This window comes from Thauera aromatica (assembly GCF_023093595.1).
Lineage (GTDB): Bacteria > Pseudomonadota > Gammaproteobacteria > Burkholderiales > Rhodocyclaceae > Thauera > Thauera aromatica_A.
The window spans coordinates 110,956-137,197 of sequence record NZ_JALLIK010000107.1; the positions used below are offsets into that span (position 1 = coordinate 110,956).

General features: G+C 69.6%; 22 protein-coding genes. 8 read left to right on the top strand and 14 right to left on the bottom strand.

Annotated elements, in window-relative coordinates:
• Positions 1–218: 218 nt before the first annotated feature.
• From MXC99_RS13235 to acnB, 4 genes are all read right to left on the bottom strand, one after another.
• On the bottom strand, positions 219–908 hold the full coding sequence (locus MXC99_RS13235) for a response regulator (protein WP_247725901.1): 690 nt from the start codon (positions 906–908) through the stop codon (positions 219–221).
• Entirely contained in the window at positions 905–1,639 is a 735-nt protein-coding gene (locus MXC99_RS13240; protein WP_282100156.1) for a transglycosylase SLT domain-containing protein, read from the bottom strand. Before MXC99_RS13240 ends, MXC99_RS13235 begins: the two co-directional genes overlap by 4 nt.
• 252 nt (positions 1,640–1,891) lie before the next feature.
• Positions 1,892–3,655 (bottom strand): sensor domain-containing protein, encoded by a 1,764-nt coding sequence (locus MXC99_RS13245; protein ID WP_247725903.1) that lies wholly within the window; start codon positions 3,653–3,655, stop codon positions 1,892–1,894.
• Positions 3,656–4,001: 346 nt separating this feature from the next.
• Entirely contained in the window at positions 4,002–6,599 is a 2,598-nt protein-coding gene (acnB, locus tag MXC99_RS13250; RefSeq protein WP_247725904.1) for a bifunctional aconitate hydratase 2/2-methylisocitrate dehydratase, read from the bottom strand.
• 291 nt (positions 6,600–6,890) lie between these two features.
• On the opposite strand from acnB, the gene acnA reads away from it, so the two are divergent.
• Complete coding sequence (acnA, locus tag MXC99_RS13255; RefSeq protein ID WP_247725905.1) at positions 6,891–9,590, top strand: aconitate hydratase AcnA; 2,700 nt, start codon at positions 6,891–6,893, stop codon at positions 9,588–9,590.
• Positions 9,591–9,623: 33 nt separating this feature from the next.
• Here the strand turns inward: acnA and MXC99_RS13260 are convergent, their stop codons facing one another.
• Positions 9,624–10,298, bottom strand: a complete 675-nt coding sequence (locus MXC99_RS13260; protein WP_247725906.1) for a DUF502 domain-containing protein — start codon at positions 10,296–10,298, stop codon at positions 9,624–9,626.
• A 217-nt stretch (positions 10,299–10,515) separates the two neighbouring features.
• Here MXC99_RS13260 and MXC99_RS13265 point away from each other — a divergent pair, with 217 nt between their 5' ends.
• Positions 10,516–10,899, top strand: coding sequence for a DUF6394 family protein (locus tag MXC99_RS13265; protein ID WP_247725907.1), 384 nt, complete (start codon positions 10,516–10,518; stop codon positions 10,897–10,899).
• A gap of 19 nt (positions 10,900–10,918) precedes the next feature.
• Positions 10,919–12,658, top strand: coding sequence for an NAD-binding protein (locus MXC99_RS13270; RefSeq protein WP_247725908.1), 1,740 nt, complete (start codon positions 10,919–10,921; stop codon positions 12,656–12,658).
• A gap of 90 nt (positions 12,659–12,748) precedes the next feature.
• Here the strand turns inward: MXC99_RS13270 and MXC99_RS13275 are convergent, their stop codons facing one another.
• The gene (locus MXC99_RS13275; RefSeq protein ID WP_247725909.1) at positions 12,749–12,979 is read right to left on the bottom strand and encodes an RNA-binding S4 domain-containing protein; all 231 of its coding nucleotides are present in this window, start codon (positions 12,977–12,979) and stop codon (positions 12,749–12,751) included.
• A gap of 81 nt (positions 12,980–13,060) precedes the next feature.
• Here MXC99_RS13275 and MXC99_RS13280 point away from each other — a divergent pair, with 81 nt between their 5' ends.
• Positions 13,061–13,996 carry an ATP adenylyltransferase family protein gene (locus tag MXC99_RS13280; protein ID WP_247725910.1) on the top strand — a complete coding sequence of 312 codons (936 nt, stop codon included), beginning with the start codon at positions 13,061–13,063 and terminating at the stop codon, positions 13,994–13,996.
• A 48-nt stretch (positions 13,997–14,044) separates the two neighbouring features.
• Here MXC99_RS13280 and MXC99_RS13285 read toward each other — a convergent pair whose 3' ends face one another.
• From MXC99_RS13285 to MXC99_RS13305, 5 genes are all read right to left on the bottom strand, one after another.
• Positions 14,045–14,404, bottom strand: coding sequence for a YkgJ family cysteine cluster protein (locus MXC99_RS13285; RefSeq protein WP_247725911.1), 360 nt, complete (start codon positions 14,402–14,404; stop codon positions 14,045–14,047).
• A 126-nt stretch (positions 14,405–14,530) separates the two neighbouring features.
• Positions 14,531–14,860, bottom strand: a complete 330-nt coding sequence (locus MXC99_RS13290; RefSeq protein WP_247725912.1) for a YkgJ family cysteine cluster protein — start codon at positions 14,858–14,860, stop codon at positions 14,531–14,533.
• Positions 14,853–15,611 carry a YecA family protein gene (locus MXC99_RS13295; protein WP_247725913.1) on the bottom strand — a complete coding sequence of 253 codons (759 nt, stop codon included), beginning with the start codon at positions 15,609–15,611 and terminating at the stop codon, positions 14,853–14,855. Before MXC99_RS13295 ends, MXC99_RS13290 begins: the two co-directional genes overlap by 8 nt.
• A 100-nt stretch (positions 15,612–15,711) precedes the next feature.
• Positions 15,712–16,386 (bottom strand): tRNA (guanine(46)-N(7))-methyltransferase TrmB, encoded by a 675-nt coding sequence (gene trmB / locus MXC99_RS13300; RefSeq protein ID WP_247725914.1) that lies wholly within the window; start codon positions 16,384–16,386, stop codon positions 15,712–15,714.
• A gap of 76 nt (positions 16,387–16,462) precedes the next feature.
• Complete coding sequence (locus MXC99_RS13305; protein ID WP_247725915.1) at positions 16,463–17,464, bottom strand: tRNA dihydrouridine synthase; 1,002 nt, start codon at positions 17,462–17,464, stop codon at positions 16,463–16,465.
• Positions 17,465–17,639: 175 nt separating this feature from the next.
• Here MXC99_RS13305 and rpmE point away from each other — a divergent pair, with 175 nt between their 5' ends.
• Both rpmE and MXC99_RS13315 read left to right on the top strand, forming a co-directional pair.
• Entirely contained in the window at positions 17,640–17,858 is a 219-nt protein-coding gene (rpmE, locus tag MXC99_RS13310; RefSeq protein ID WP_107220634.1) for a 50S ribosomal protein L31, read from the top strand.
• 159 nt (positions 17,859–18,017) lie between these two features.
• Positions 18,018–19,676 (top strand): ArnT family glycosyltransferase, encoded by a 1,659-nt coding sequence (locus tag MXC99_RS13315; RefSeq protein WP_247725916.1) that lies wholly within the window; start codon positions 18,018–18,020, stop codon positions 19,674–19,676.
• Between the two features lie 133 nt (positions 19,677–19,809).
• Here the strand turns inward: MXC99_RS13315 and orn are convergent, their stop codons facing one another.
• Complete coding sequence (gene orn / locus MXC99_RS13320) at positions 19,810–20,358, bottom strand: oligoribonuclease (RefSeq protein ID WP_247725917.1); 549 nt, start codon at positions 20,356–20,358, stop codon at positions 19,810–19,812.
• A gap of 152 nt (positions 20,359–20,510) precedes the next feature.
• On the opposite strand from orn, the gene MXC99_RS13325 reads away from it, so the two are divergent.
• Both MXC99_RS13325 and rsgA read left to right on the top strand, forming a co-directional pair.
• The gene (locus MXC99_RS13325; protein ID WP_247725918.1) at positions 20,511–21,782 is read left to right on the top strand and encodes a M48 family metallopeptidase; all 1,272 of its coding nucleotides are present in this window, start codon (positions 20,511–20,513) and stop codon (positions 21,780–21,782) included.
• Positions 21,779–22,723 (top strand): ribosome small subunit-dependent GTPase A, encoded by a 945-nt coding sequence (gene rsgA, locus MXC99_RS13330; protein WP_107220630.1) that lies wholly within the window; start codon positions 21,779–21,781, stop codon positions 22,721–22,723. The genes MXC99_RS13325 and rsgA overlap by 4 nt, the downstream gene beginning before the upstream one ends.
• A gap of 16 nt (positions 22,724–22,739) precedes the next feature.
• Here the strand turns inward: rsgA and MXC99_RS13335 are convergent, their stop codons facing one another.
• Positions 22,740–23,660 (bottom strand): alpha/beta fold hydrolase, encoded by a 921-nt coding sequence (locus MXC99_RS13335; protein ID WP_247725919.1) that lies wholly within the window; start codon positions 23,658–23,660, stop codon positions 22,740–22,742.
• 121 nt (positions 23,661–23,781) lie between these two features.
• On the bottom strand, positions 23,782–26,187 hold the full coding sequence (locus MXC99_RS13340; RefSeq protein ID WP_247725920.1) for a DNA internalization-related competence protein ComEC/Rec2: 2,406 nt from the start codon (positions 26,185–26,187) through the stop codon (positions 23,782–23,784).
• Positions 26,188–26,242: the final 55 nt, after the last annotated feature.

The window sequence follows — 26,242 nt, forward strand, 5'->3', positions numbered from 1 at the left end:
CCCGCGGCAGGCCCCCGTGGTGCGCACGCGAAACCGGCTACAAGCAAGAAACGACGGGGAGTACGGCCGATGGCGGAGCGAGCACGGACGGCCGCCGGACAAACGTCATGTCTGCCCAGGACAAAACGCCCGGGAAGAATCCCGGGACAGGGCCCGGCCTGCAGGCGCAGCACGAGCGCGCGGCGCACCACGGCCGCGGCGTACCCCGGCGCCGGCGTTCAGCAAAGGTGGGTATTGAGGCCGTGACTGACGGCGTAGAGATACAGCTCGATGCGGCCGTTGACGCCCAGCTTGCGATAGATCGCCGCCAAGTGGTTGCGCAAGGTGTGCTCGCTGATGTGGAGCTGGTCGGCGATGACCTTGTTGCGCGCGCCCTTGTTCTCGATTGCGACCGCGATGATCTTGCGCTCGCGCTCGGTCAGGCTGGCGATTTTCAAGGCCTCGTCGTCCTGCGGACGGCGGCCGCCGGCGAGCGCCTCGATGACCCGTCCGATCACCGCCCGGTTGAGCCAGACTTCGCCCACCGCCACCCGCTCGATCGCGCGCAGCAAGGTGTCGGGGCTTTCCTGGGTCTGCACCACCCCGCTCGCCCCGCACATCATCGCGCGCTGGTACAGATCGGGGTCCTGCCTGCCGGTCAGGATCAGCACCCGCGCGCCGCTTTCGCGCACCAGGTGGCGCACGACTTCGGTGCCATCGGCCTCGCCCACGTCCACGTCGAGCACGACCACGTCCGGCGAAGTCGCCAGCACGCGGCCGACGATCTCGTCGCGCTTATCCGCCGAGCCGATCCAGTGCATCAGCGGGGCGGCGCTTTCGATCAGGTGCTCCAGCCCCCACAGGATGATCTTGTGGTCATCGAAGATGAACACCCGGATCGGGTCGCCGATATCGCCAGGGTTGCTCAATTCAGCGCCCCCTCGCTACCTGCCTCCCGGCTCCCGTCCACCAGCCGCGCACAGGGGTCCGCTCCCGAGGCGTCCTCCGCTGCAGCGCCGTTTCCCGGCGATGGCGGAAGCTCACGCCGATAACGCTCGTACAGCCCGAGCACGCGCGGCACGTAGCGGCGTGTTTCGGCATAGGGTGGAATGCGGTTGCCGTGGCGCTGCACCGCCGCCTCGCCGGCATTGTATGCAGCCAGCGCCAGGGTCGGATCATGGTTGAACTTGCGCATCAAGTCCCCCAGGTAGGCGACACCGCCACGGATATTCTGCGCCGGATCATACGGGTCATCGACACAGTAGCGGCGCGCGGTCTCCGGCATCAGCTGCATCAGGCCCATCGCCCCCTTGTGCGAACGGGCCTGCGGATCGTAGCCCGACTCGGCGCTGATCACGGCGTGGATCAGCGCCGGCGCCACCCGGCTGGCCTGCCCGGCCTGCGCCACCTGCTGCTGGAAGCGCCGGACCGGCTCGCGCGCACGGCGTCCCGCGCGCCGCTCGGCGGCGGCCTCGGGCACCCGCAGGATCAGGCGGTAGCGCCGGTCCTGCGGGACATTGCTGACATGCACCATCCCTTTTTCATCGGTGAAGGCATAGATGTCGGCCACCGCCGGATCGGGCAACAGCCCCCCCCCCCGCCAGCCAGGCCGCGAGCCATCCGCCGAAGACCTGCCTTCCGCGCCCCCGCGGCATCGCACGGCCCTTCATGGCCATTCCCGGCGCGGCCGGTGCTGGTACGAGAAGCGGCGATCCGGGCTCCGGCGACCGGGACGATCGAGGTACATGGCTTTCATCCCGCACCCCCAAGCTCTTGTTTTAAAACTTCACTTTCAAACAATAGCAGGCGGGGGAAGGTGAAGCCAGGCAAGCCCGCGGCCGCCCTTCAAGCGCCAGGAAGGGCCGCAGCCCCGGAAACATCGATGCAGCGCGCGCGGGAAACCGCCCCCGGCTCAACCACCGCATGCCTGCGCATCGAAGAAGCGGTACGCGTTCTTGCCCATCCGTTTCGCCAGGTACATCGCCTGGTCGGCATGGCGCATGAGGTGCTCGGCATCGAGCCCGGGGTCGAGCTTTCCTCCGATGAAGGGGGCGACGCCGATGCTGGCGGAAATGGTCAGGCTGAGTTCATCGACGACGACCGGTTCGGCCGCGGCCTGGAGCAGCCGGCCGAGCACCGATTCACAGTCGGCCGCGGTGTCGAGGTCGACGAGCAGCGCAGCAAACTCGTCTCCTCCGAGCCGGGCCAGGGTATCGCCTTCACGCAGCACCTTCCGCATCCTGCGGGCGATCATCACCAGAAGCCGATCGCCGACGTTATGGCCGTGGGTGTCATTGACCGCTTTGAACCCGTCCAGGTCGATATACGCGACCGCCAGCTGGCGTCCGCTACGGCTGCACTGTGCGAGTGCCTGTTGCAGGCGGTCGGTGAACAACGCCCGGTTGGGCAGATCGGTCAGCGGATCGTGATAGGCGATATGTTCCAGCTGCTTTTGCTGGCGCTTCAGCGCCGTGATGTCGCTCAACAGCGCCACGTAGTTCTGCGTCTGCCCGCGCAGTCCGCGCACGGCGCTGACGTTGAGCATCGCCGCGTACTCCTCGCCGTTCTTGCGCCGGCTCCACAGCTCCCCGTGCCAGTGCCCATGCGTGCGGATCGCCCGCCGTATCCCCATGAAATACTCCCGGGGATGGAGCTCGGACTCGAAGATCTCCAGGGTCTTGCCCTGCACCTCGTCGCGTCGATAACCGGTCACGGCGGTGAAGGCGTCATTGACTTCAACCACCCGGCCATCCGCGCCGGTGACGACGATGCCTTCGCTGGCCTGGCCGAGCACGCTCGCGGCAAGCCGCAGGCGGGCATCGGCATCGCGCTGCGCGGTGACGTCGGAGTGGGTGATGACCACGCCATAGCGCGGATGATCCAGCGGGGTGGCGCTGACCCGCAGCCAGAGACTGCCCCGGGGACCGCGCACCTCCATGCTGCGATGGTGGAGCGGGCGCTGTTCGGCGAGGGCGCGCAGGCCCGCGTAGTGGCGCGGCGCCATCGCCTCGCCATCCGGCCTGAATGCACTCCAGCCCGGTCCGGTAATCGAGCGGTACAAAGATTGGGCGCGGGCGATGCCGAGCATGTTCACCGCGGCTGAGTTGCACTCGACCACGCGCCCGCCACGGTCGATCAGGACGATGCCGATCGGCATCAATTCGAAGATCGTGTGCAGGCGTTCCTTTTCGCCGGCGAGCAGCGCCTCCGCCTCCTTGCGCACGGTAATGTCCTGGCGCGTTCCCGACATCCTCCGCGCCCTCCCATCGGGGGTCCATTCGACCACCCTGCCCCAGTCGAGCACCCACACCCAGTGCCCGTTCTTGTGCCGGGAGCGGAGCTCGCATTCGTAGGTCTCGCTTTCATGGCGGAAACAGTGCACCACCATCCGGTCGAAGCGCTTCATGTCGTCCGGGTGGGCAAGGGCGCGTACCGTGGCCGCGGTCTTGGGGGAAATCTCGTCGAGCGTGTAGCCGAGAATTTCCGCCCAGCGCGCGTTGAACATCGTTTCTCCGGTCTCGACGTTCCATTCCCAGGTTCCGGCATTGGTCCCCCAAATCACCTCTTCGAGACGCCGGTTCTGCTCGCGCAGCCTGCGTTCGCTGCGCACGGTGCGAACGATCATGCCGGTCAGCGCCAGCAGCAGCAGCAGAGTAAGCACCCAAAGAAATTTCATCTCGCTCCCAGGGAGGAACATGCCGACGGAAGATATTCGCAGCATTCGAGCCGGCCGACAAATCCCGCCCGGCTCCGCCCCGCCGCAGCCCCTGCCGGCCTCGCTGCATCCAGCGACTCACGGCACCTCAACACTGGCCGGATCTTATCCGTGCGCGGGCCGCAACGCCGGTCTTAATCGGGAACATCGTGATTCCGGTCACGGCAGCTACGCTGCACCCGCGCCCCCCCTGTTGCAGCAGCCGGTGCTGTTTCCAGAAACACGAACGCCCCCGCCGGCAACCCGGACAGAGGCGTTCATGTTTTTACCACGGGATCGGCCGAAACCGATCCGGATCCTGCACCGATCAGACTTCGACGGTTTCGGCCACGCTCCTGAACTCTTCGATCTGATCGAAATTCATGTAGCGGTAGATGTCGCCCGCCTTCTGGTTGACCACCTCGACCTGCGCCATGTACTCGGCGACCGACGGGATCTTGCCCATCAGCGCGCATACCGCGGCGAGTTCGGCCGAACCCAGATAGACGCGGGTGTCGATGCCGAGGCGGTTCGGGAAGTTGCGCGTCGAAGTCGACATCGCGGTGCTGCCCTTGCGGATCTGCGCCTGGTTGCCCATGCACAGCGAGCAGCCCGGCATCTCCATGCGCGCGCCGGACTTGCCGAGCACGCCGTAGTAGCCTTCCTCGTTGAGGATCATCGCGTCCATCTTGGTCGGCGGGGCGATCCACAGGCGGGTTGGGATGTCGGACTTGCCGTCCAGCACCTTGCCCGCGGCGCGGAAGTGGCCGATGTTGGTCATGCACGAGCCGATGAAGACTTCGTCGATCTTGTCGCCGGCAACTTCCGACAGCAGCTTGACGTCGTCCGGGTCATTCGGGCAGGCGACGATCGGCTCCTTGACGTCGGCGAGGTCGATCTCGATCACGGCGGCGTACTCGGCGTCGGCGTCGGCCTTGAGCAGCTCGGGCTTGGCGATCCACGCTTCCATCGCCTTGATGCGACGGCCGAGGGTGCGCGCATCCTGGTAGCCGTTGGCGATCATCCACTTCATCAGCGTGATGTTCGAGCGCATGTACTCGATGATCGGCGCCTTATCCAGGTGCACCGAGCAGGCGGCGGCCGAACGTTCGGCGGCGGCGTCGGACAGTTCGAAGGCTTGCTCGACCTTCAGGTCGGGCAGACCCTCGATCTCGAGCACGCGGCCGGAGAAGATGTTCTTCTTGCCCTTCTTCTCCACGGTCAGCAGGCCCTGCTTGATCGCGTAGTAGGGAATGGCGTTGACCAGGTCACGCAGGGTCACGCCCGGCTGCAGCTTGCCCTTGAAACGCACCAGCACCGATTCGGGCATGTCGAGCGGCATCACCCCGGTGGCGGCGGCAAAGGCCACCAGACCCGAGCCGGCCGGGAACGAGATGCCGATCGGGAAGCGGGTGTGGCTGTCGCCGCCGGTGCCGACGGTGTCCGGCAGCAGCAGGCGGTTGAGCCAGGAGTGGATCACACCGTCGCCCGGGCGCAGCGCGACGCCGCCGCGGGTGGAGATGAAGGACGGCAGCTCGCGGTGCATCTTGACGTCGACCAGCTTCGGGTAGGCCGCGGTGTGGCAGAAGGACTGCATCACCAGGTCGGCGGAGAAGCCGAGGCAGGCCAGGTCCTTCAGTTCATCGCGGGTCATCGGGCCGGTGGTGTCCTGCGAGCCGACGGTGGTCATCTTGGGCTCGCAGTAGGTGCCCGGACGGATGCCTTGGCCTTCCGGCAGGCCGCAGGCGCGGCCGACCATCTTCTGCGCCAGCGAGAAGCCCTTGCCGGTGTCGGCGGGGTTCTGCGGCAGGCGGAACAGCGTGGACGGCGGCAGGCCCAGCGCCTCGCGCGCCTTGGCGGTGAGGCCGCGGCCGATGATCAGCGGAATGCGGCCGCCGGCGCGCACTTCGTCGAGGATCACCAGGGTCTTGAGCTGGCTTTCGGCGATCACGGCACCATTCTTGGTCGCGGTAACCTTGCCCGAGGCGGCGTCGACCTTGAGCTCGATCTCGTCGCCCATGTCCATCTGCCCGGCGTCGATCTCGATCGGCAGCGCGCCGGCGTCTTCCATGGTGTTGAAGAAGATCGGGGCGATCTTGGAGCCCAGGCACACGCCGCCGAAGCGCTTGTTCGGGACGAAGGGGATGTCCTCGCCGGTGAACCACAGCACCGAGTTAGTGGCGGACTTGCGCGAGGAGCCGGTGCCGACCACGTCACCGACGTAGGCCACCAGGTTGCCCTTGGCGCGCAGTTCCTCGAGGAACTTGACCGGGCCGCGCACGCCGGGTTCTTCCGGGGTGATCCCGGGGCGCGGGTTCTTCAGCATCGCCAGCGCGTGCAGCGGGATGTCGGGGCGCGACCAGGCGTCCGGCGCCGGCGACAGGTCGTCGGTGTTGGTTTCGCCGGTGACCTTGAACACGGTGAGCTTCTGCGAAGCCGGCACTTCCGGGCGGCTGGTGAACCACTCGGCGTCGGCCCACGACTGCAGCACGGCGCGGGCGTTGGCGTTGCCGGCGTCGGAGAGCTCCTTGACGTCGTGGAAGTAGTCGAACATCAGCAGGGTCTTCTTCAGGCCCTCGGCGGCGATAGCGCCGACTTCGGCGTCGCCCAGCAGATCGATCAGCGGCTTGATGTTGAAACCGCCCAGCATGGTGCCGAGCAGTTCGGTGGCCTTCGCGCGCGACACCAGCGCACAGGACTCCTCGCCCTTGGCGACCCTGGCGAGGAACTCGGCCTTGACCTTGGCGGCATCGTCCACGCCGGCGGGGACGCGGTAGGTGAGCAGCTCGACGAGGAAGGCCTCCTCGCCGGCGGGGGGGTTCTTCAGCAGTTCGACCAGCTCGGTGGCCTGCTGCTTGGACAGCGGCAGCGGCGGGATGCCGAGGGCGGCACGTTCGGCGACATGGGCGCGGTAAGCTTCAAGCACGGCGACTTCCTCACTTTTTCGTGGCGGTGATCAGGACTCCGGGCGGGGATCGCCCGCGCGGACGGGGCGGATTATATGTCTTTTATAAGACTCGAGGTGCAGTGCACCACCCGAACATCGAATCCGCTTTTCGAACCGGCGGCATTCTACTCCCGGAGTCGCCCGCGTACAGCCTACGCGTGACGATAGCGGGAACATCGGTCGGGGTCGCCAGTCGCATCTGCATCCGGGGGACACACTACCGCCATCTCATCCGTCCGCCGCCGTAGGCGCCGGACAAGGAGGAGCATCATGTCCGCATCGTCCTTTCCCTCCCTGCAGGCCTTCACCACGCCCGCCGGCACGCGCGGCCACTTCCATTCCCTGCCGGCACTGGAGGCGGCCGGCATCGGTCCGCTGTCGCGCCTGCCGGTGTCGATCCGCATCGTGCTCGAAGCGCTGCTGCGCCACTGCGACGGCGGCAAGGTCAGCGCCGCCCACGTGCGCGAGCTCGCCAACTGGCGCCCGAACGCACCGCGCACGGCGGAGATTCCCTTCGTCGTCGCCCGCGTCGTGCTGCAGGACTTCACCGGCGTGCCGCTGCTCGCCGACCTCGCCGCGATGCGCGACGTCGCCCTCCAGCAGGGGCGCGAGCCGAAGCGGATCGAGCCGCGGGTGCCGGTGGATCTGGTGGTGGACCACTCGGTGCAGGTCGACCACTACGGCACGCCCGATGCCTTGCGCCGCAACATGGAACTCGAGTTCGCACGCAACCGCGAGCGCTACCAGTTCATGAAGTGGGGCATGCAGGCCTTCGACACCTTCCGCGTGGTGCCGCCGGGCATCGGCATCGTCCATCAGGTGAACCTCGAATACCTGTTCCGCGGCGTGCGCCGCGAGGGCGAGGTGTATTTCCCCGACACCCTGGTCGGCACCGACTCCCACACGACGATGATCAACGGCGTCGGCGTCGTCGGCTGGGGCGTGGGCGGCATCGAGGCCGAGGCGGCGATGCTCGGCCAGCCGGTCTACTTCCTGACCCCGGACGTGGTCGGTGTGGAGCTGCAAGGCGCCCTGCCCGCCGGCGCCACCGCCACCGACCTGGTGCTCACCGTGACCGAGATGCTGCGGCGCGAGAAGGTGGTCGGTACGTTCGTCGAGTTCTTCGGCGAAGGCGCGGCCAGCCTGCCGGTGCCCGACCGCGCCACGCTCGCCAACATGGCCCCCGAATACGGCGCGACGATGGGCTTCTTCCCGGTCGACGCGAGGACGATCGACTACCTGCGCGCGACCGGGCGCAGCGCGGACGAATGCGCGCTGTTCGAAGCCTATTTCCGCGCCCAGCAGCTGTTCGGCATGCCGCGCACGGGCGACATCGCCTACAGCCGCACGCTGACGCTCGACCTCGCCTCGATCGAGCCTTCGCTTGCCGGACCGAAGCGGCCGCAGGACCGCATCGCGCTGCCGGCAATGCGCCACGAGTTCGAGCGCCTGTTCTCCACCCCGGTCGCCGACAACGGCTTCGGCCGCGAGGAAGGCCAGCTCGTCGACCGCTTCGCCAGCGGGCGCGACGACATCGAGCTCGGCCATGGCGACGTCCTGATCGCCGCCATCACCTCGTGCACCAACACCAGCAACCCGGCGGTGCTGATCGCCGCCGGCCTGCTCGCGCAGAAGGCGGTGGCGCGCGGATTGAAGGTGAAGCCGCACATCAAGACTTCACTCGCCCCCGGCTCGCGCGTGGTCACCGACTACCTGGCCCGCGCCGGCCTGCTCGAGCCGCTGGCGCAGCTCGGCTTCGCCCTTGCCGGCTACGGGTGCACGACCTGCATCGGCAACTCCGGCGACCTCGCCGCCGAATTCAACGAGACGATCATCGAGCACGATCTCGTCGTCGCCGCCGTGCTGTCGGGCAATCGCAACTTCGAAGCGCGCATCCACCCCAACATCCGCGCCAACTATCTCGCTTCACCACCGCTGGTGGTCGCCTTCGCCCTCGCCGGCACGGTGGACATCGACCTCACCCGCGAGCCACTGGGCACCGGCAGCGACGGCGAAGCGGTGTTCCTGCGCGAGCTCTGGCCGAGCGCCGACGAGGTCGCGGCCTTGCTGCCGGTGGCGCTCGAGCCGGCGAGCTACCAGCGCCTGTACGCCGACTTCACCCGCGACCACGACCTGTGGAACGCGATCGCCGCCCCCATCGGCCAGGTGTACGACTGGCCCGAGTCGACCTACATCGCGCGCCCGCCCTTCTTCGACGACTTCGCGCCCCAGCCCGGCCCCATCGGCGACATCCGCGGCGCGCGCGCCCTCTTGCTGCTCGGCGACTCGGTCACCACCGACCATATCTCGCCTGCCGGTTCCTTCCGCGAGACCAGCCCCGCCGGCCACTGGCTGCTCGAGCGCGGTGTCGCACCCGCCGAGTTCAACTCCTACGGCTCGCGCCGCGGCCACCACGAGGTGATGGTGCGCGGCACCTTCGCCAACGTGCGCATCCGCAACCTGATGCTGCCGCCCAACCCCGACGGCAGCCGGGTCGAAGGCGGCTACACCTTGTTCGACGGCGAACAGGCCACGGTGTACGAGGCGGCGATGGCGCACCGCACGCGCGGCACGCCGACGGTGGTGTTCGCCGGCGAGGAATACGGCACCGGCTCGTCGCGCGACTGGGCGGCCAAGGGCACGGCGCTGCTCGGGGTGAAGGCGGTGATCGCCCGGAGCTTCGAGCGCATCCACCGCTCCAACCTCGTCGGCATGGGTGTGCTGCCGCTGCAGTTCGAGGCCGGCGACAGCTGGCCGGACCTCGCCCTGAGCGGCGCGGAAACCTTCGACATCACCGGCATCGGCGCCGAGCTGAAGCCACAGCAGGCGCTGACGCTGACGATCCGCGACACCGACGGCGGCACGCGCGAACTCGCGCTGCGATGCCGCATCGACACCCCGATCGAAGTCGAGTACTACCGCCACGGCGGCATCCTGCCCTACGTGCTGCGCGCCATCCTCGCCGCCTGAAGGGCGCTGCGCACAGCGCCCCGCCGGCCGGGCTCAGCCCGGCCCGGCGGGATTGCGGAAGCGGATCCGCTCGGGCGAGGTCGCGCCGCCGGTCATGACGAAGCTCATCGCCTCGTCCATCGTCCAGTCGGTCGACACCACCTGCGCCACCGGCACGATCTCGATGTAGCCCGAAGTGGGGTTGGGCGAAGTCGGCACGTAGACCGCCGCCAGTTCCTCCCCGCTCGCTTCGTCGCGGATCACCCGGGTGACGAAACCCACCGCCTTCATCTCGGAAGACGGGAAGTTGATCAGCACCGCCCGCTGCACGCCCGCCGGTTTTTCCTTGACTGCGGCGAGAAAGCGCTTGGTCCCGCCGTAGATCGCCGCCACCACCGGGATGCTCTCGACCAGGCGCTCGAGCCAGTGGATGATGCGCTGGCCGATCACCAGCGAGGCGAGCCAGCCCAGCAGGTAGAACACGGCCAGGGTGAAGATCACCCCGAGCACCGACTGGAACTGGGGCAGGAGGATGAAGTCGGCGACGCCCGGGTAATTGCCCCGCAGCGCGCGTGAGAGGGTGCTCACCCAGGGCGTGCCGAGCTTCGACAGCTGGGTGAAGATGAAATCGAACACCAGCCAGGTCACCCACAGCGGCGCCGCCGTCAGCAGGCCGATCAGCAGATAGCGCGGGGTGTGGCGGATGCGTTCATGCGCGTGCGCGTCCATGGCGAGTCCCCGATGAATCCCGAAGGCAACAGGCCCGCAGCATACCGCAAGCACCCCGCGGCACACCGGCCGGGCCCCGGATCGCGACCGCCGCCTGCCGCAGCGCGTGCGATCGTCCTGCATCCCGAGCCCTCGCCGAAGCCCATGCTTTCACGCTAAAGTCGGCCCCCGAGCCCCTTCCCCCTGCCAATCCCGTTCCCCCGCCCGGCGCACCTCCATGAACCTCGAAAAAGTCATCTTCGGTTTCTTCATCGTCCTCGCCGCGACGCTGAACTTCGGCTTCTTCGTCGGCGACATCGACAACCCCGCGCACCACGACATCTACGAGTTGTTCGCCGCCCTCGTCGTCAGCCTGATCGCCACCGTGCTCAAACTGGGCGACCGCACCCAGATCGGCGCCGTGCATCTATCGACCAGCCTCGTCGCCGACCTGCAGCTGCTTGCCGCGGCGATGGTCTGGGGCTACGCCGCCCACGTCTCCGCCGCCGGCCTCACCCCCGAGATGACCGCCCGCGTGGTCTCGCTGTCGGGCGGCGCGCTGTTCGCCAACATGGTCTCGGTCATCATCCTGATCGCCGAGACCATCATGCAGCGACGCTGAAACCAGCCCCCCACGTGCCATGCAGCGCCCCCTCTCCCGCCACCACAGCATCTTCTTCCTGATCCTGCGGCGGCTGCGCGCGCCGCTGATCCTGCTCATCGGCATCATCGCGGTGTCGGTGCTGGGGCTGACCCTGATGCCCGGCGTGGACGAAGCCGGCGAGCCCCATTCCCTGAGCTTCTTTCACGCCTTCTACTTCATCAGCTACACCGCGACCACGATCGGCTTCGGCGAAATGCCCCATACCTTTTCCGACCAGCAGCGGCTGTGGGTGACGGTCTGCATCTATCTGTCGGTGATCGGCTGGGCCTACACCCTGGGGGCGGTCTTCCGCCTGCTCTCCGACCGCAGCCTGCGCCAGGCGATCGCGATGCAGGGCTTCGTGCGCGCGGTGCGCCGGCTGCGCGAGCCCTTCTACCTGGTGTGCGGCTACGGCGAGACCGGCCGCCTGATCTGCCAGGCGCTCGACCGCATGGGCATGCGCGCGGTGGTGATCGAACTCGACCACGACAAGGTCGGCGAAATCGACCTCCACAGCTACGCGCTCGACGTGCCCGCGCTGTGCGCCGATGCGGGCAACCCCGAAACACTCGAATTCGCCGGCCTCACCCATCCCCACTGCATCGGCGTGATCGCCCTCACCGACGACGACCAGGCCAACCTCGCGATCGCCATCGCCGCGCGCCTGCTCGCCCCGCGCCTGCCCGCACTGTGCCGCGCCGAGCACCGGGAAACGTCGGCCAACATGGCGTCGTTCGGTACCCGCCACATCATCGACCCCTTCGAGCGCTTCAGCGAAACCCTGGCGCTCGCGCTCCATGCCCCGAAGGCCTCCCAGCTGCTGGGCTGGCTCACCGGCCTGCCCGGCACCCGGGTCGAGCGCCAGCGCGACCCGCCGCGCGGGCACTGGATCGTCTGCGGCCACGGCCGTTTCGGACGCTGGATGGTGGACGCGATGGACGCCGAAGCGGTACCGGTCACGATCATCGACCTCGACGCCCGGCCCGACGGCGTCCATCGCTGGGTACGGGGCGACAGCACCGGCGCCGAATCGCTGCGCCAGGCCGGCATCGATCAGGCCACCGGCATCGTCTGTGCCACCGGCTCGGACGTCGACAACCTGTCGATCGCGGTCACCGCGCGCGAACTCGCCCCCGACCTGTTCGTCATCGTGCGCCAGAACCACGAGGCCAACCACGCCTTGTTCGAAGCCTTCGAGGCCGACATCACCATGGTCCCGAGCCGGATCATCGCCCACGAGTGCCTGGCGATCCTGAGCACCCCGCTGCTCGTTCCCTTCCTGCGCGAAGTACGCACGCGCGACGAAGATTGGTGCGACACCCGGCTCGAGCACCTGACCGCGCGCCTGGGGTGGACGGTGCCCGAGATCCGCAGCGAACGCATCAACCTGCATCGTGCGCCGGCACTCTACCGCCGCCTGATGCGCGGCGAGAGGATCACGCTCGAAATGCTGCTGCGCTCGCCGTCGGAGCGCGGTGCCGCACTCGAATGCGAAGTCCTGTTCCTCGATCGTGACGACGACCACCACCTGCTGACACCGGAAGGCGACACTCCGATCCGCGCCGGCGACGAGCTCCTGCTCGCCGGCACCCACCGCGCGCTGAACGACTTCAGCCTCATCATCGCCAACGAACACACGCTCAACTACATCCTCACCGGCCAAGATCTGCCCGGCGGCTGGATCTGGGAAAAGCTGTCGCACCGCGCCCGCCCGGCGGCGCCGCCGAAGCTGCCCTGAAACGGCCCTGGGACGGGCGCCGTCCTCCTCTTTCGCCGGTTTCCCGCCCCGGCCTCCGCACTTTGATCTCCGCGCCCCTCCTTCCGCGCGCTACGCCTCTTCCGGCCCCACTCCGACCAGTTCGATCTCCTCGCCGGCAAAGCGCACGCGCTGGCCGGCACGCAGCTTGGCGCGCTTGCGCGTCTCGAGCTTGCCGTCGACCCGGACCCGGCCTTCTTCCACCGCCACATGGGCGGCACCGCCCGAATCCACCAGGCCCGCGGCCTTCAACAACTGGTCGAGCTGGATGTGCTCGCCACGCACGGCAAAACGGATGCTCATCGTCTTCCTCCTGCGCCCTCGCGCCACACGGGCACGGCGCTCATGTCAAAATGCGGCCATTGTCCCTTGCCAGCCCTTCGCATGACCAGCGACGCCCTGCCTGCCGGCGCACCACTGGTGCCTCCCGTTCCCGCCCCGGAGCATGCCTGCGATCTCCCGGCCGACTTTCTCGAGCGCACCGACCGCACGATCGCCCGCGCCCTCGCAAGCGGCGCACTGCAACCGATCCGCACCGAGCAGACCTCGATCGAGTGCGACGGCGTACCGCACTTCTCGGTGCGCTGGGTTTCCTCCCTGGCCCTGAAGGACCGCGCCCGGGTCGACACCGTGACCCGCCGCAGGCCGGACTTCAACCCTTTTCTCCCCCCCGAAGCGGCGCTCACCGTCGCCGCGCTCGGCCCCGACCACCTGGTCGTGCTGAACAAGTTCCCGGTCATCGAGCGCCACCTGCTGATCGTCACCCGCCGCTTCGAAGACCAGAGCACGGCACTGAGCCACGCCGACTTCCGCGCCCTGGCCACCCTGATCGCCACCGCAGGCGGACTGGGCTTCTACAACGGCGGACGCATCGCCGGTGCCAGCCAGGCCCACAAGCACCTGCAATGGATTCCCGCAGGCACCACCGACCTGGCGGCCTTCGCCCCGCAGGGCGCAGCACGCCACGGCACCGCGACCTCCAATCCGGCCCTGCCCTGGAGCCACGCTTTCGTCGCCCTCGCCGGCCTGGCCGGGAACGGCGGCGCTCAGATCCTGCAGGCCGCCTTCGCCGCCGCCTGCGAAGCGCTGTCGATCCCGGCGCAAGCGAACCCGATGCCGGCCTACAACCTGCTCGTCAATCCGCAGTGGCTGCTCGTGGTGCCGCGCACCCAGGAAAAATGGGGAAACATTTCGGTGAATTCGCTCGGCTATGCCGGTTCGCTGTTCGTGCGCGACATCGAGCAGATCGAGACCTTGCGCGCAGCCGGACCGCTCGCCGTGCTCGCCGCCGTCGGCCGCCCCTGCCGGCACGCAGACTGAGAAGCAGGCTCAAAAGCGGGCGCGCCGCGCGGGACAGGCAACGCGGGCTCAGGCCGCGCGGGGCAGCGGCGCGTGCAGCAGCGGTGGCAGGCCGATGGTCGCGCGCAGCTCGTCGCACTTCGGGTTGGGCGTGCCGTCGTCGAAGTAGACCGGGAACTCGCGGCACGGCGTCGGCCGGTTGTCGTAGATCGTGCACGCCACCTTCTCCCCCACCGTGCCGGCCAGCCCCGAACAGCGCCGCGGCACCTGGTTGCTGCCCTTCATGCAGCGCAGCGTGTGGTTGAGCTTTTTGGTCATGTCCGCGGGCACGAAACCGCCTGGCGCATCATCGGCTTCGGCCCAGTAGAAGGAAATGCGAAAGTGCGTGCAGCAGATGCCGCAATCGAGACAGGGATTGAAGCCTTCCATGGTGGGCGGGGCACAGGCAGAGTGGTTCGGCGCGCGGATTCTATCCAATCCCGAAGTCTGCGCAAGCCTGCAAACCTTTTTATTTTCAATGCCTTGAAAATAAATTTGGCCAAATAGATCAAGCTTTCAGAGGGCTTCCAGGCCGTGGCGCCGGCGCGCCCGGGCGCAGGCCTCGTCGCCGATTCCCAGCGCCGCATAGGGTGCGAAGTCGCGACAGGGCGAAGGCCGGGCGGCATATAGGGTGCAGCGCACCGCCCCCCCGACTTCGCCTTCGAGCGCGATGCAGCGCGGCAGCGCGGCATCGGTGCCGCGCATCCGCACCAAGGTCGCCGTCACCGGCACGGCGAGTGCATCCGGCACGCCGCCCGGCGCCCGGCTGGCCAGCTCGGAGTGGTGGAAATCCACCCTGAACGCAGCGCAGCAGGCACCGCAGCGGGTGCAATGGTCCTCACGCATCCGCGCTGCCGCTGTCGGCCCCGCAGCACTTCTTGAACTTCTTGCCGCTGCCGCAGGGGCAGGGGTCGTTGCGCCCCGGCCCGGCCGGCGCCGGCCGGCGCGGCGCATCCACCGACAGCGGCGCCGGCGGCGCGAAGCCCAGATCGCGCCAGTGGGCATGGATGTCATTGACCGCTTCACCGAGCGCGACCAGCCAGCCGAGGCGGGTTTCATCGTCGGCACGCGCGGCATCGTCCGCCGCCCACGGCTCCAGCACTTCGTCGAGCGTTTCGCGTACCGCTTCGACCACCTCCTCGTCGAGTCCGGCGGCCCAGTCTTCCGGCCACAGATCCAGCCCCTGGGTGAAACCGTCCACCCAGGCCTCGCCCAGCTTCAGCGAGTCGCCTTCGGTGATGGCGAAGCAGAACGGCTCCCAGCACGCCTCGTCCTCATCGTCGAGGCCGAGCGTGGCGAGCAGTTCGTTGTGATAGGCCTTCACCAGCCGGATCGCGCGCTGCAGCCCGCTCCCCGAACCGAAATCGGCCTCTTCGCCGTGGGCCGACCACACTCCGGGCATCCAGCGCTCGGGCGGGATCGGGCGCGGCGCGATCAGCACCGCCGCCAGATAGCCGTCGAGCATTTCCAGGTCCATGCAGTCTTCGGGGACGACCTCCGAGGTGAGAATCTCCTCGAGGGCCTCGAAATCCTCGTCGCTCATCAGGGTCGGGATGGCCTGCACATCGGCAGGAACAGGGGGGGGCGTGTCGCTCATGAGCATCTCCTTGATTCGGCGCCAAGGGTGACTCAAGCCGCCCCGGCAAGCAAGTCGAACCTCGGCCCGACCGCCTTCAGGCCACATCCGCGCCGGCGTCTCACGTCGCCGGCAGTGCGATCCCGAGGCGGAACAGGCGCTGGCCCGAATCCCGGTACTTGCGCTCGAACGGCGTCAACGGCTGCGACGCCTCGAAGCGCTCCCAGGGAACCTCCCGCTGCAGCACCTCGCCCAGCGCCAGCGCGAACTCTTCGATATAGACCGGCCAGTTGCTGCGGCATTCCAGCACCCCGCCGAGGCGGGGAATCCACGGGAACACCGGGTGTGCGTGCCAACGCCGGCCCAGATGACCGATCTTCGGCCAGGGGTTGGGATACAGCAGATAGTGCCGCGCCAGGCGCACGCCGGCGGCCTCGAGCAGGCGCCAGAAATCGACCAGATCGGCGCGCACGAACACCATGTTCTGCGGCAGCAAGGCCTCGGGGTAAGGCTTGCGCCGTTCGAGCCGGTCCTGCGACTGATCGACGCCGATCACCCAGTGCTCGGGAAACTGGCGCGCGAGCTGGATCGTGCTGTGGCCGACGCCGCAGCCGGCATCGAGGATCAGCGGCGCCCGTCCGTCCCAGCCGGCGAGCGCGAGCTGCAGCGCGGCGCGGTTGTAATCGGCGAAGGGTTTGCGAAACGGCTCGGCAAGATGCTTCTGCACCCGGGCGCGCAGCGCCTCGTGCACGCCTTGCTGGGCGCTGTGCGGGATGCGGGAATTGGCGTAGCTCATCGTGTTTCCTGATGGAGGGTAGGCACCGTAGCGGAAAGTGCTGCGCGCAGCGCGCCGGTGCCGCATCCTGGCGCACTCAAGCCGCGCAGGCCGGCGCCGGAGACTGGGCCCCGGGAAGCGGCACCCCATGACGGCCGAGCATGACCTCGACTTCGGCCAACGTGCGCAGCCCGCGGATCGCGGCGAATAGGTGCCGGGCCTGCGGATACGAGCGCGCCAGAAGATGCAGCCACTGCTTGATCCGCCCCGGCGCATGGCGCGCCTCGACCTTGCGCTGCACGCGCACGCTGAATTCGCCGAGCACCGGGAGCAGGGCCTGCCATTCCCGTGCCCGCTCGGCGACATCCGGGGGATCGAGGCGCCCGTCCCGGATGCGCCCGGCGAGAAAAGGGTCGGCTACCGCGCCGCGGCCGAGCATCACGTCGGCCACTCCGGACACCGTGCGGCAGCGCACCCAGTCGGCGGCGGTCCACACCTCGCCATTGGCCACCACCGGCACCCGCACCGCCTGCGCCACCCGCGCCACCCACTCCCAGTGGGCCGGCGGCCGGTAGCCTTGCTGCCGGGTGCGCGCGTGCACCACCAGCGCCGTCGCCCCGCCCCCGGCCAGCGCCTGGGCGCATTCGCACGCGCGCCCGGGATCGGCGACGCCGAGCCGCATCTTCGCCGTCAGCGGCACTCCGGCCGGCAAGGCTGCGGCCACCGCGGCGGCGATGCGGTGCAAGAGCTCCGGCTCGTCGAGCAGCACCGCGCCGCCACGGTGGCGATTGACCGTCGGCGCCGGGCAGCCGAAGTTCAGATCCACGCCCGCCGGCGCCAGCCGTGCCAGGCGCGCAGCGTTGTCCGCCATGCAGCCCGGGTCGGAGCCGAGGATCTGCACCCGTACCGGCGTGCCCGCCGCGGTGCGGCTGGCGTGATCGAGCTCGGGCGCGATCCGGCGAAAAAAGCGATCCGGCAGCAAGGTGCCCGACACCCGGGCGAACTCGGTCACCGCGTAGTCGTAGCGGGCGAGCCGCGTCACCATCGCGCGCAACACTTCGTCGAGCAGGCCTTCCATCGGCGCGAGCAGCAGACGCACCCCGATTCTCCCCGCCGCATGCGCGGCCCCGGTTGGCAAAGGCGCGATTGTAATGCGCGCGCACGCCGCGCTTGCAGCTCTTTTGCTTGCCAGCGGAGATGGCTTGCAGGATAATTCCGCCCTTTACCAAACAGGGCGGTCACATCCGCCGCCCGCGAGATTCCAGGAAACCATCATGAAAGCGGACATCCATCCGAAGTACAACGACGTGAATGTGACCTGCTCCTGCGGCAACACCTTCACCACCCGCTCCACCCTCGGCCGGGACCAGTACCACGTCGAAGTGTGCTCGGCCTGCCACCCGTTCTATACCGGCAAGCAGAAGATCGTCGACACCGCCGGCCGCGTCGAGCGCTTCCGCCAGAAGTACGGCAACGTCCAGCGCGCGAGCTGACGCACCGGGGCTCGCCCCCGCACGCCACGGCGTCCGCCTCGCGGCGCCGATCCGAAAGGCAGCCGCGGCTGCCTTTTTTATCGCCTCCGGGCGGCCGGCCCCGGACGAACGCTGCCGCCACTCTTTGCCTGTCCACGTGCTCCGCCGCACAATGCGCGCATGATCCGCGACCCCATCTCCCCCACCCTGTTCCAGCGTCGCATCTACGGCACCGTCGGCCTGGCCGCACTGGTCGGCCTCTACCTGCTCGTCGGCCTCACCGTACACGACCCCTGGCGCGGCGACGATGCGCGCTACTTCGGCCCGGTCCTGGAACTGTTGCGCGGCGAATCCTGGCTGTTCCCGCAGCTCGCCGGAGAACCGCTCACCGATTATCCGCCGCTGTATTTCTGGACGGCGGCAAGCTTCGCCTGGCTCGGCAGCGCCGTGCTCCCGGTGCACGGCGGCGCACGCCTGGCGAGCGCGTTCTTCGTCGCCCTGGCGATCTATTTTGTCGCCCGCACCGCCGAGGCGCTGCACGGCCGCCCGGCGCGCACCCCGGCCGCGCTGCTCGCCCTCGGCGCTCTCGGGCTGGTACTGCATGCACACGAGACTCAGCCCCTGCTGGCCGTGTTCGCAATGCTCGCGCTCACCCTCCAAGGCCTTGCCGAAGTGCCGCAACGCCCGCTCACCGGCGCGCTCAAGGCCGGCCTCGGCAGTGCCCTCGCCTTTCTTGCCGGCGGACTCGGCGGGCTGCTGATCACCGCCCCGCTGCTGCCGCTGGCCCTGCTGCTGGGCACCGACTGCCGCACCCCGCGCGCGAGCGGCGCGCTGCTGCTGGGCTTGTGTCTGGCGCTGACGCTGGCCGCGATCTGGCCGCTGGTGCTGCACCTTCACCAACCGGGCCTGTTCCTGCGCTGGCTGGGCGCGGAGTGGTCGCGCCTTGCCGGACCGCAACTGGCCCTCGGCGACATCCCGCGCCTGCTCGAACTGCTCGCCTGGTTCCTGTGGCCGCTGTGGCCGATCGCGCTGTGGGCGCTGTGGCGCGAGCGCCGCCGGCTCACCGCCCTGCCGACCCTGCTGCCCCTGCAAAGCGCGGTACTGGTGCTGGGCTGGCGGGTGCTGAGCGGCGATCTTTCCCAGGCCGGCGCGCTGCTCATGGTGCCGGCCGCCGCACTGCTGGCCGCCGGCGGGGTGCCGACCCTGCGCCGCGGCGCCGCCAACGCCTTCGACTGGTTCGCGCTGATGAGCCTCGCCCTGTTCGGCGTGCTGGTGTGGCTGGCCTGGACCGCCCAGGCGCTGGGCTGGCCCCCCGGACTGGCCCGCCACGTGGCACGCAACGCGCCCGACTTCGTGCTCCCCGGGGGATCGTTCCAGCTCCTCGCAGGAAGCGCGATCAGCCTGCTGTGGATCGTCCTCGTGTGGCGGCTGCCGCGCTCGCTGTCACGCGCTCCGGCGAACTGGGCGATCGGGCTGACCATGCTGTGGTGCCTGGCCGTGGTCTTGCTGATGCCTTGGTTCGACCATGGCCGCAGCTACCGCACGGTAGCCAGCTCGCTCGCCATCGCCGTGGCCGGAGAACGCAGCGAGGACCCCGGCGCCTGCATCGCCACCACCGGGTTGTCGGACGCCCTGCGCAGTTCGCTCGACTACTTCGCCGGACTGCGCACCCAGCGCGTCGAAGGTGGCGCCACGCCATGCACGCTGCTGCTTGTCCACACCGAAGGCCGCAGCGAGCTGCGCGCGCTGGCGCCGGAATGGAAGCCGGTGTGGGAGTTCCGCCGCGGTGCCGGCAAGCGCCAGGAAAGCTTCCGCCTGTTGCGCCGCACCCCTTCCTGACATCCGCTCGCCCGCCCGTGCCCGCGGAGCGGAAGCGGCTGCCGGGGTGGCACGGCGCGCCCTGTGACCGCGCGCCCGGCGCCGGCAGCCGCTCGCGCAGTGCCGCGTGCGGCTGCCGGCGCTCCCGCCCGCGTCAGTCCAGCTTCAGGAAATGATCCCGGTAATGGCGCAACTCGGCGATCGATTCGTGGATGTCGGCGAGCGCGGTATGACTGCCAGCTTTCTTCACCCCTTCGTACACGGCCGGCCGCCAGCGCCGGGCGAGTTCCTTGAGGGTGGATACGTCGAGGTTGCGGTAATGGAACCAGGCTTCCAGCGCCGGCATCCAGCGCGCGAGAAAGCGCCGGTCCTGGCACACCGAGTTGCCGCAGATCGGCGACGTGCGCGCCGGCACCCGTTCCTTCAGGAAGTCGAGCACCCGGGCCTCGGCCTCGGCCTCAGACACGGTGGACGCCTTCACCCGCGCGATCAGGCCGGATTTGCCATGGGTATTGCGGTTCCACTCGTCCATCGCATCGAGCACCGTGTCGGGCTGATGCACGGCGATCACCGGCGCCTCGGCGATCGTGTTGAGGTTCTCGTCGGTGAGCACGACGGCGATCTCGATGATGCGGTCGCGCTCGGGCTCGAGACCGGTCATCTCCATGTCGAGCCATATCAGGGTTTTCGGGTCCTGTGCCATAATCGATCCGCCTTTTCTCTCGCTACCTTGTGGTCGGGAAACATCGAAGGGCGCGATTGTGTCATAGATCCCGCTCCCGGCACGCCCGCGCCATGCGCGCCCCCCGCCTCAGCCGAACACGCCCGGACCACTTTGCCCCCAGCGGCCGCCCGATGAACAGCTTTGCCGTCCTCTTCCTCTGCGCGCTGCTGCTCGGCCTCGCCGCCCGCCTGGCCCTGATCCGCCGCCAGGTCCGCCACGTGCGCGCGCACCGCGATGCCGTGCCCGCCGCCTTCGCCGCCGCCATCCCGCTCGCCTCGCACCAGCGTGCGGCCGACTACACCGCGGCACGAGCACCGCTGGCCGCGGGCGAAGCGGTCGCCGGTGCGCTCTTCGCCCTCGCTCTCACCTTCGGCGGCGGGCTGCAGGCCGTGCATGCGGCCTGGGCCGCAGTCCTGCCGGCCGGCAGCGTGGCCCACGGCACCGCCCTGCTGGCGACGCTCGGCGTGCTCGGCTGGGTGCTCGAGCTGCCCTTCGTCCTCGCCCGCACGTTCGGCGTGGAGAAGAAGTTCGGCTTCAACCGCATCACACCGCGCCTGTTCATCGCCGACACCGTGCGCGAAGCGGCGCTCGCGGCGGCGATCGGCCTGCCCCTGCTCGCCGTGCTGCTGTGGTCGATCGGGCTCGCCGGCGAGCGCTGGTGGCTGTGGGCGTGGGCCCTGTGGCTGGGGGTGAACGTGCTGGTGATGCTGGTCTGGCCGACGTTCATCGCGCCGCTGTTCAACACGTTCACCCCGCTCGCCGATGCTGCCCTGAAGGCGCGCGTCGAAGCCCTGCTCGCGCGCTGCGGCTTTCGCTCCAGCGGCCTGTTCGTGATGGACGGCTCGCGCCGCTCGGCCCACGGCAACGCCTATTTCACCGGCCTCGGCGCAGCGAAGCGGATCGTGTTCTTCGACACCCTGCTCGACAAGCTCGACGCCGACGAAGTCGAGGCCGTGCTCGCCCACGAGCTCGGCCATTTCCACCACCGCCACCTGTTCCAGCGCCTCGCCGTCCTCGCCCCGGCCAGCCTCGCCGTGCTCGCCGTCCTCGGCTGGCTCGCGGCGCAGCCCGGGTTCTTCACCGCACTGGGGATGCAGGCGCAGGACGGCGCCAGCGCGCTGGCGCTGTTCTTCCTGATTCTGCCGGCGTTCACTTTTCCCCTCGCCCCGCTGCTCAGCCACTGGTCGCGGACCCACGAATTTCAGGCCGATGCCTACGCCGCGCGCCAGAGCAGCGCCACCGCGCTCGCCTCCGCGCTGGTCAAGCTCTACCGCGACAACGCCGCGACCCTCACCCCCGACCCGCTGTATTCACGCTTTTTCGATTCACATCCGCCGGCCGCCTTGCGGATCGGCCGCCTGCTGCCTCCGCACGCCCGACTACCGAGGACCCGCCCCGAGTGAGAGCCCGCACCCGCCCGGCCGCCCGCGCCGAAACACGGCTCGACGGCATCATCGCTGCCGCCTTCGGCCGCCACTACGAAGTCGACACTCCGGCTGGCCGCCTGCAGTGCTATCCGCGCGGCAAGAAAAGCAGCTTCGCCTGCGGCGATGTCGTGGAAGTCCTTCCCGGTGGCGACGGCCAGGGCGCCATCGCCGCGCTCAAGCCGCGGCGCAACCTGCTGTGGCGCTCGGATGCCTTCCGCGAGAAGCTGATCGCAGCCAATCTCAGCCATATCGTGATCGTGGTCGCCACCGAGCCGGGGTTTTCCGACCTCCTCGTGTCGCGCTGCATCGCCGCCGCCGAAAGCCAGGAAATCACCCCCCTGATCGTGCTCAACAAGGCCGACCTCGCCGACCGCCTGGCGGCCGCGCGCGCTCAGCTCGCCCCCTTTCGTGCACTCGGCTATGAAGTGCTCGAAGTCTCCGCCCTCGACGGCGCGGCGCGCCTGCGCGCGCGCCTGTCCGGCCTGCACGCGATCCTGGTCGGACAGTCCGGGATGGGCAAATCGACCCTCACCAACGCCCTCGTTCCCGAAGCCCAGGCCGCCACCCGGGAGATTTCCGCCGCCCTCGACTCGGGCAAGCACACCACCACCTTCGCCCGCCTCTACCCGCTGCCGTCCGCCGACGACGCGGCCCTGCCGGGCTGGCTGATCGACAGTCCCGGGCTGCAGGTGTTCGGCCTCGCCCACCTGGCGCACGACGAGCTCGCCGAAGCCTTCGTCGAACTGCGTCCCCATCTCGGGCATTGCCGCTTCCGCGACTGCCGGCACGAGGCCGAGCCCGGCTGCGCGCTGCTCGCCGCAGTCGCGAGCGGCGCCATCCATCCACGGCGCTGGGAACATTTCCGCACCATCCGCAGCGAAATCGACCAGGCACGCCGGCTCAACCCGGGCTGGTGAGCGTGGGGATGTGATCTCAACCGGCGAGCAGGAAATCGCGCACGACACCGATCTGCGCCTCGTCCATCAGCATCGGCGCATGCCCCACCCCGGCGAATTCGACCGTCTGCGCGCACGGTCCGCGCGCGGCCATCGCCGCGAACGTCGCCGGCTCGAGCAGATCGGAGTCGGCTCCGCGCAAGGCCAGGGTCGGACAGCGCACGCGCTCGTACACCGGCCACAGGTCGATGTCGGCAAGGATCGGCGCGGCGCGGAAAGCTTCGCCCAGCGCCGGGTCGTAGACCATCGCAAAGCCGTCGCCGCCCGCGACCGGGCGGACCGCGTGTGTGGTCAAGTGGCGCCACTGCGCATCGGTGAGCGGGCCGAACGGAGCGCAGGCTTCGCGCAGGTAGGCCTCGGCCGCCTCGATGCTGGGAAAACGCGGTGCGGTGCCGACATACTGGGCGATCCGGCGCAGGGAAACGGCGGTGATCACCGGCCCGACGTCGTTGAGCACGAGGCGGCGGATCGGCGTGTGCGGCTGGCTGGCAAGGAGCATGCCGATGATCCCGCCCATCGACGTCCCCACCCAGTGCACACTCTCCACGTCCAGGCGTGCGATCAGCGTCACCATGTCCGCCACATAAACCGGAAAGCCGTAGTCGGCCTTCACTCCGAGCCAGTCGCTGCGCCCGCGCCCGACCACGTCGGGGCAGACCACGCGGTAGTCGCGCGCCAGGGCCCGGGCCAGATCATCGAAATCACGCCCGTTGCGGGTCAGGCCGTGGGCGCAGATCAGTACCCGCGGATTGTGCGGATCGCCCCATTCCGTGTACGCCATGCGGTGCAGGCCGTGCGGCCCGATGCACTGCACGAAGCGTTCGCGCAGGGCATGGACGGGGCGCGAACGTTCGGGGGGCGATGCCAGCAGGCGACGCAGGGCGGACAGGAAGCTCATGGTGTGCGGGTCGGCGCCTGGCGCCGGAGATGGAACAGGAGTCGAGTCTAGCCTGAATCTTTTACCCAGTTCCAATCGCGCGGCGGTGGGTCGCCGCCGGGGATCGCCGCCGGGAACGGGCTCAGCGGCCGTGCCAGTAACGTGGCCGCAGGCTGCGCCAGGCGCCGACGCTGACGTCCGCGCCGGCCGCCGCGGCAAAGCGGGCCTCGACCGCGCCCTGGCTATCGGTGCGCCAGTTGCGCGCCCCGGCCGCGGCCCAGCGCGCCCAGACCTGCGCATGGGGGTGGCCGAAGACGTTGCGGTGGCCGGCAGAATGGATCACCTCCATCGCCCGGCTCGCCTCGACGAAGGCCGGGGACGACGACGAGCGGCTGCCGTGGTGAGCGCTCACCACCACCTCGGCAGCGAACGCGGCCGCGCCATGGCGGACGAGGATGGCACGCTCGGCGACCGCCTCGATGTCGCCCGTCAGCAGCAGCGCGCCTCCCGCGGTCCCCACCCGCAGCACGCAGGAACGGTTGTTGTCGTGCTCCAGGCGCCCGCCTCCGTCGCTCGCGGACGCGGGATGAAGGACGTCGAAGCGTACCCCGTCCCAAAACCAGCTCTGCCCCGCCGCGCAGCGCCGCATGGTCGTGCCCGGCCGCAGCGCCTGCGCCCAGGGGGGCGCGCCAGCGGGCTGCCCGGCGATCACCTCCCCGACCGCGACCCCGTCCAGCACGCTCGCTGCGCCGCCGACGTGGTCGATGTCCTCGTGCGACAGCAGCAGGGCATCGAGCCGGCGCACACCGGCCGCACGCAGGTAGGGCAGGACCACCCGGCCGCCGGCATCGGCGTCGCCCCCGTAGGCCGGACCGGCGTCGAACAGCAGGTCGTGGGTGCGCGTCTGCACATGGACGGCCAGCCCCTGCCCCACATCGAGCACCACGGCGCGGAAGGTGCCCGCGGCAGGGCGCGGCGGCTGCCAGCTCAGCAAGGCCAGCAGCAGGGCCGGCGCGGCCAGGCGGCCGGGCGTGGCGCGCGGCAACAGCAGCAGCCCCACCGCCACCAGGCCAGCGCCCAGCAGCCAGGGCGGTGGCGGCGCCTGCTCCCACAGCGCGTGCTCGAGCGCCGCCAGGCGCTCGACTCCGGCCATCATCGCCACCGTGGCGGCGTGGGCGGGCACCAGCAACGTCGGCAGCAGCAGCGCGGCCAGCACCAGCGGGGTGATGACGAAGCTCACCAGCGGAACGGCGAACAGGTTGGCCAGCGGCGAGAGCAGCGGAAAGGACTGGAACAGAGCCAGCAGCAGCGGAATCAGCGCCACACCGAGCGCGAGCTGGATGCGCAGCGCCGCGCGCCAGCCGGCCACCGCCCGCAGCCGCCCGCCGGTGCACGCGAGGATCACCGCCACCGCCCCGAACGACAGCCAGAATCCGCCCGACAGCACGGCCCAGGGGTCGATCACGAGCACGATGAAGAGCGCGATCGCCAGCACCCGCGAAGGCGCGGCGGCCCGTCCCGACAGCATCGCCAGCACCACCACGGCGAGCATCAGCCAGGCCCGCAGCACCGGGATGCCCATTCCCGCGAGCAGGGCGTAGGCACTCGCCCCCGCCAGCGCCGCCAGCGCCTGCGCCTTCTGTGCCGGCAGGCGCAGCGCCAGGGCCGGGACGCGCCGCCACGCCGCGCCCAGCCCGCCGCCGCAGAGCAGGCCGACCAGGGCCACGTGCAGGCCCGAAATCGACACCAGGTGGCCGATGCCGGTACGGCGGAAAACCGCCCAGTCCTGCGCCCGGATGCCCTGCTGATCGCCGACGCCGAGCGCGACCAGGATTGCCGCATGGGGGGCATCGGCAAGCGTGTCCAGCATCCGCGCGCGCAGCTGCGCGCGCAGGCGGTGGACCCGCTGCATGAAACCCGCCGGCTCGCCCTCGAGCAGGCGGGCGTCGGCGCGCACGTACCCGGTGGCGCGAACGCCGCGCTCGAGCAGCCAGGCTTCGTAATCGAACCCGGACGGGTTGGCAAAACCGTGCGGGCGCTTGAGCCGGACCACGAACTGCCAGCGCTCCCCGGGCATCGGTGCCGGCAGCGCCGCCGCAGCGCGGCGAGCGGGATACCAGGACAGCAGCAGGCGCTGCGGCACCCCGGTTTCCCCCGCCCCGGCCTCGCCCGCCTCGACTTCGCCCGCCTCGACTTCGAACACGAAGCGCCAGCCCTCGCCCACGGCCTGGGGCAAGGATGCGATGCGCCCGCGCACGACCACATCCACGCCTTCCAGCGTCCCCGCCAGCGCATCGCCCAGCCGCGCCTCTGCCCGCAGCCCGGCCCAGCCGAAGCCGGTGACGAAGGCCAGGGCGGCGAGCAGCGCAGGGCGTAACCAGGTTCGCTGCGCAGCCCGCTTCACCCACCGGCCGCACAGCAGCATGCCCGCTGCCAGCGCGCCGAGCCCCCCCGCCAGGACCATCAGGTAGAACTCGCGTCCGGCGAGGGAAGGCTGCATCTGCAGCACGCCAACACCGAGCAGGAAGGACACCGCGACAATTCTCATGGCATACGATGATGCCAATAGAATCAACTCTGCGCCACTCCGGAAAGGCCCGCGG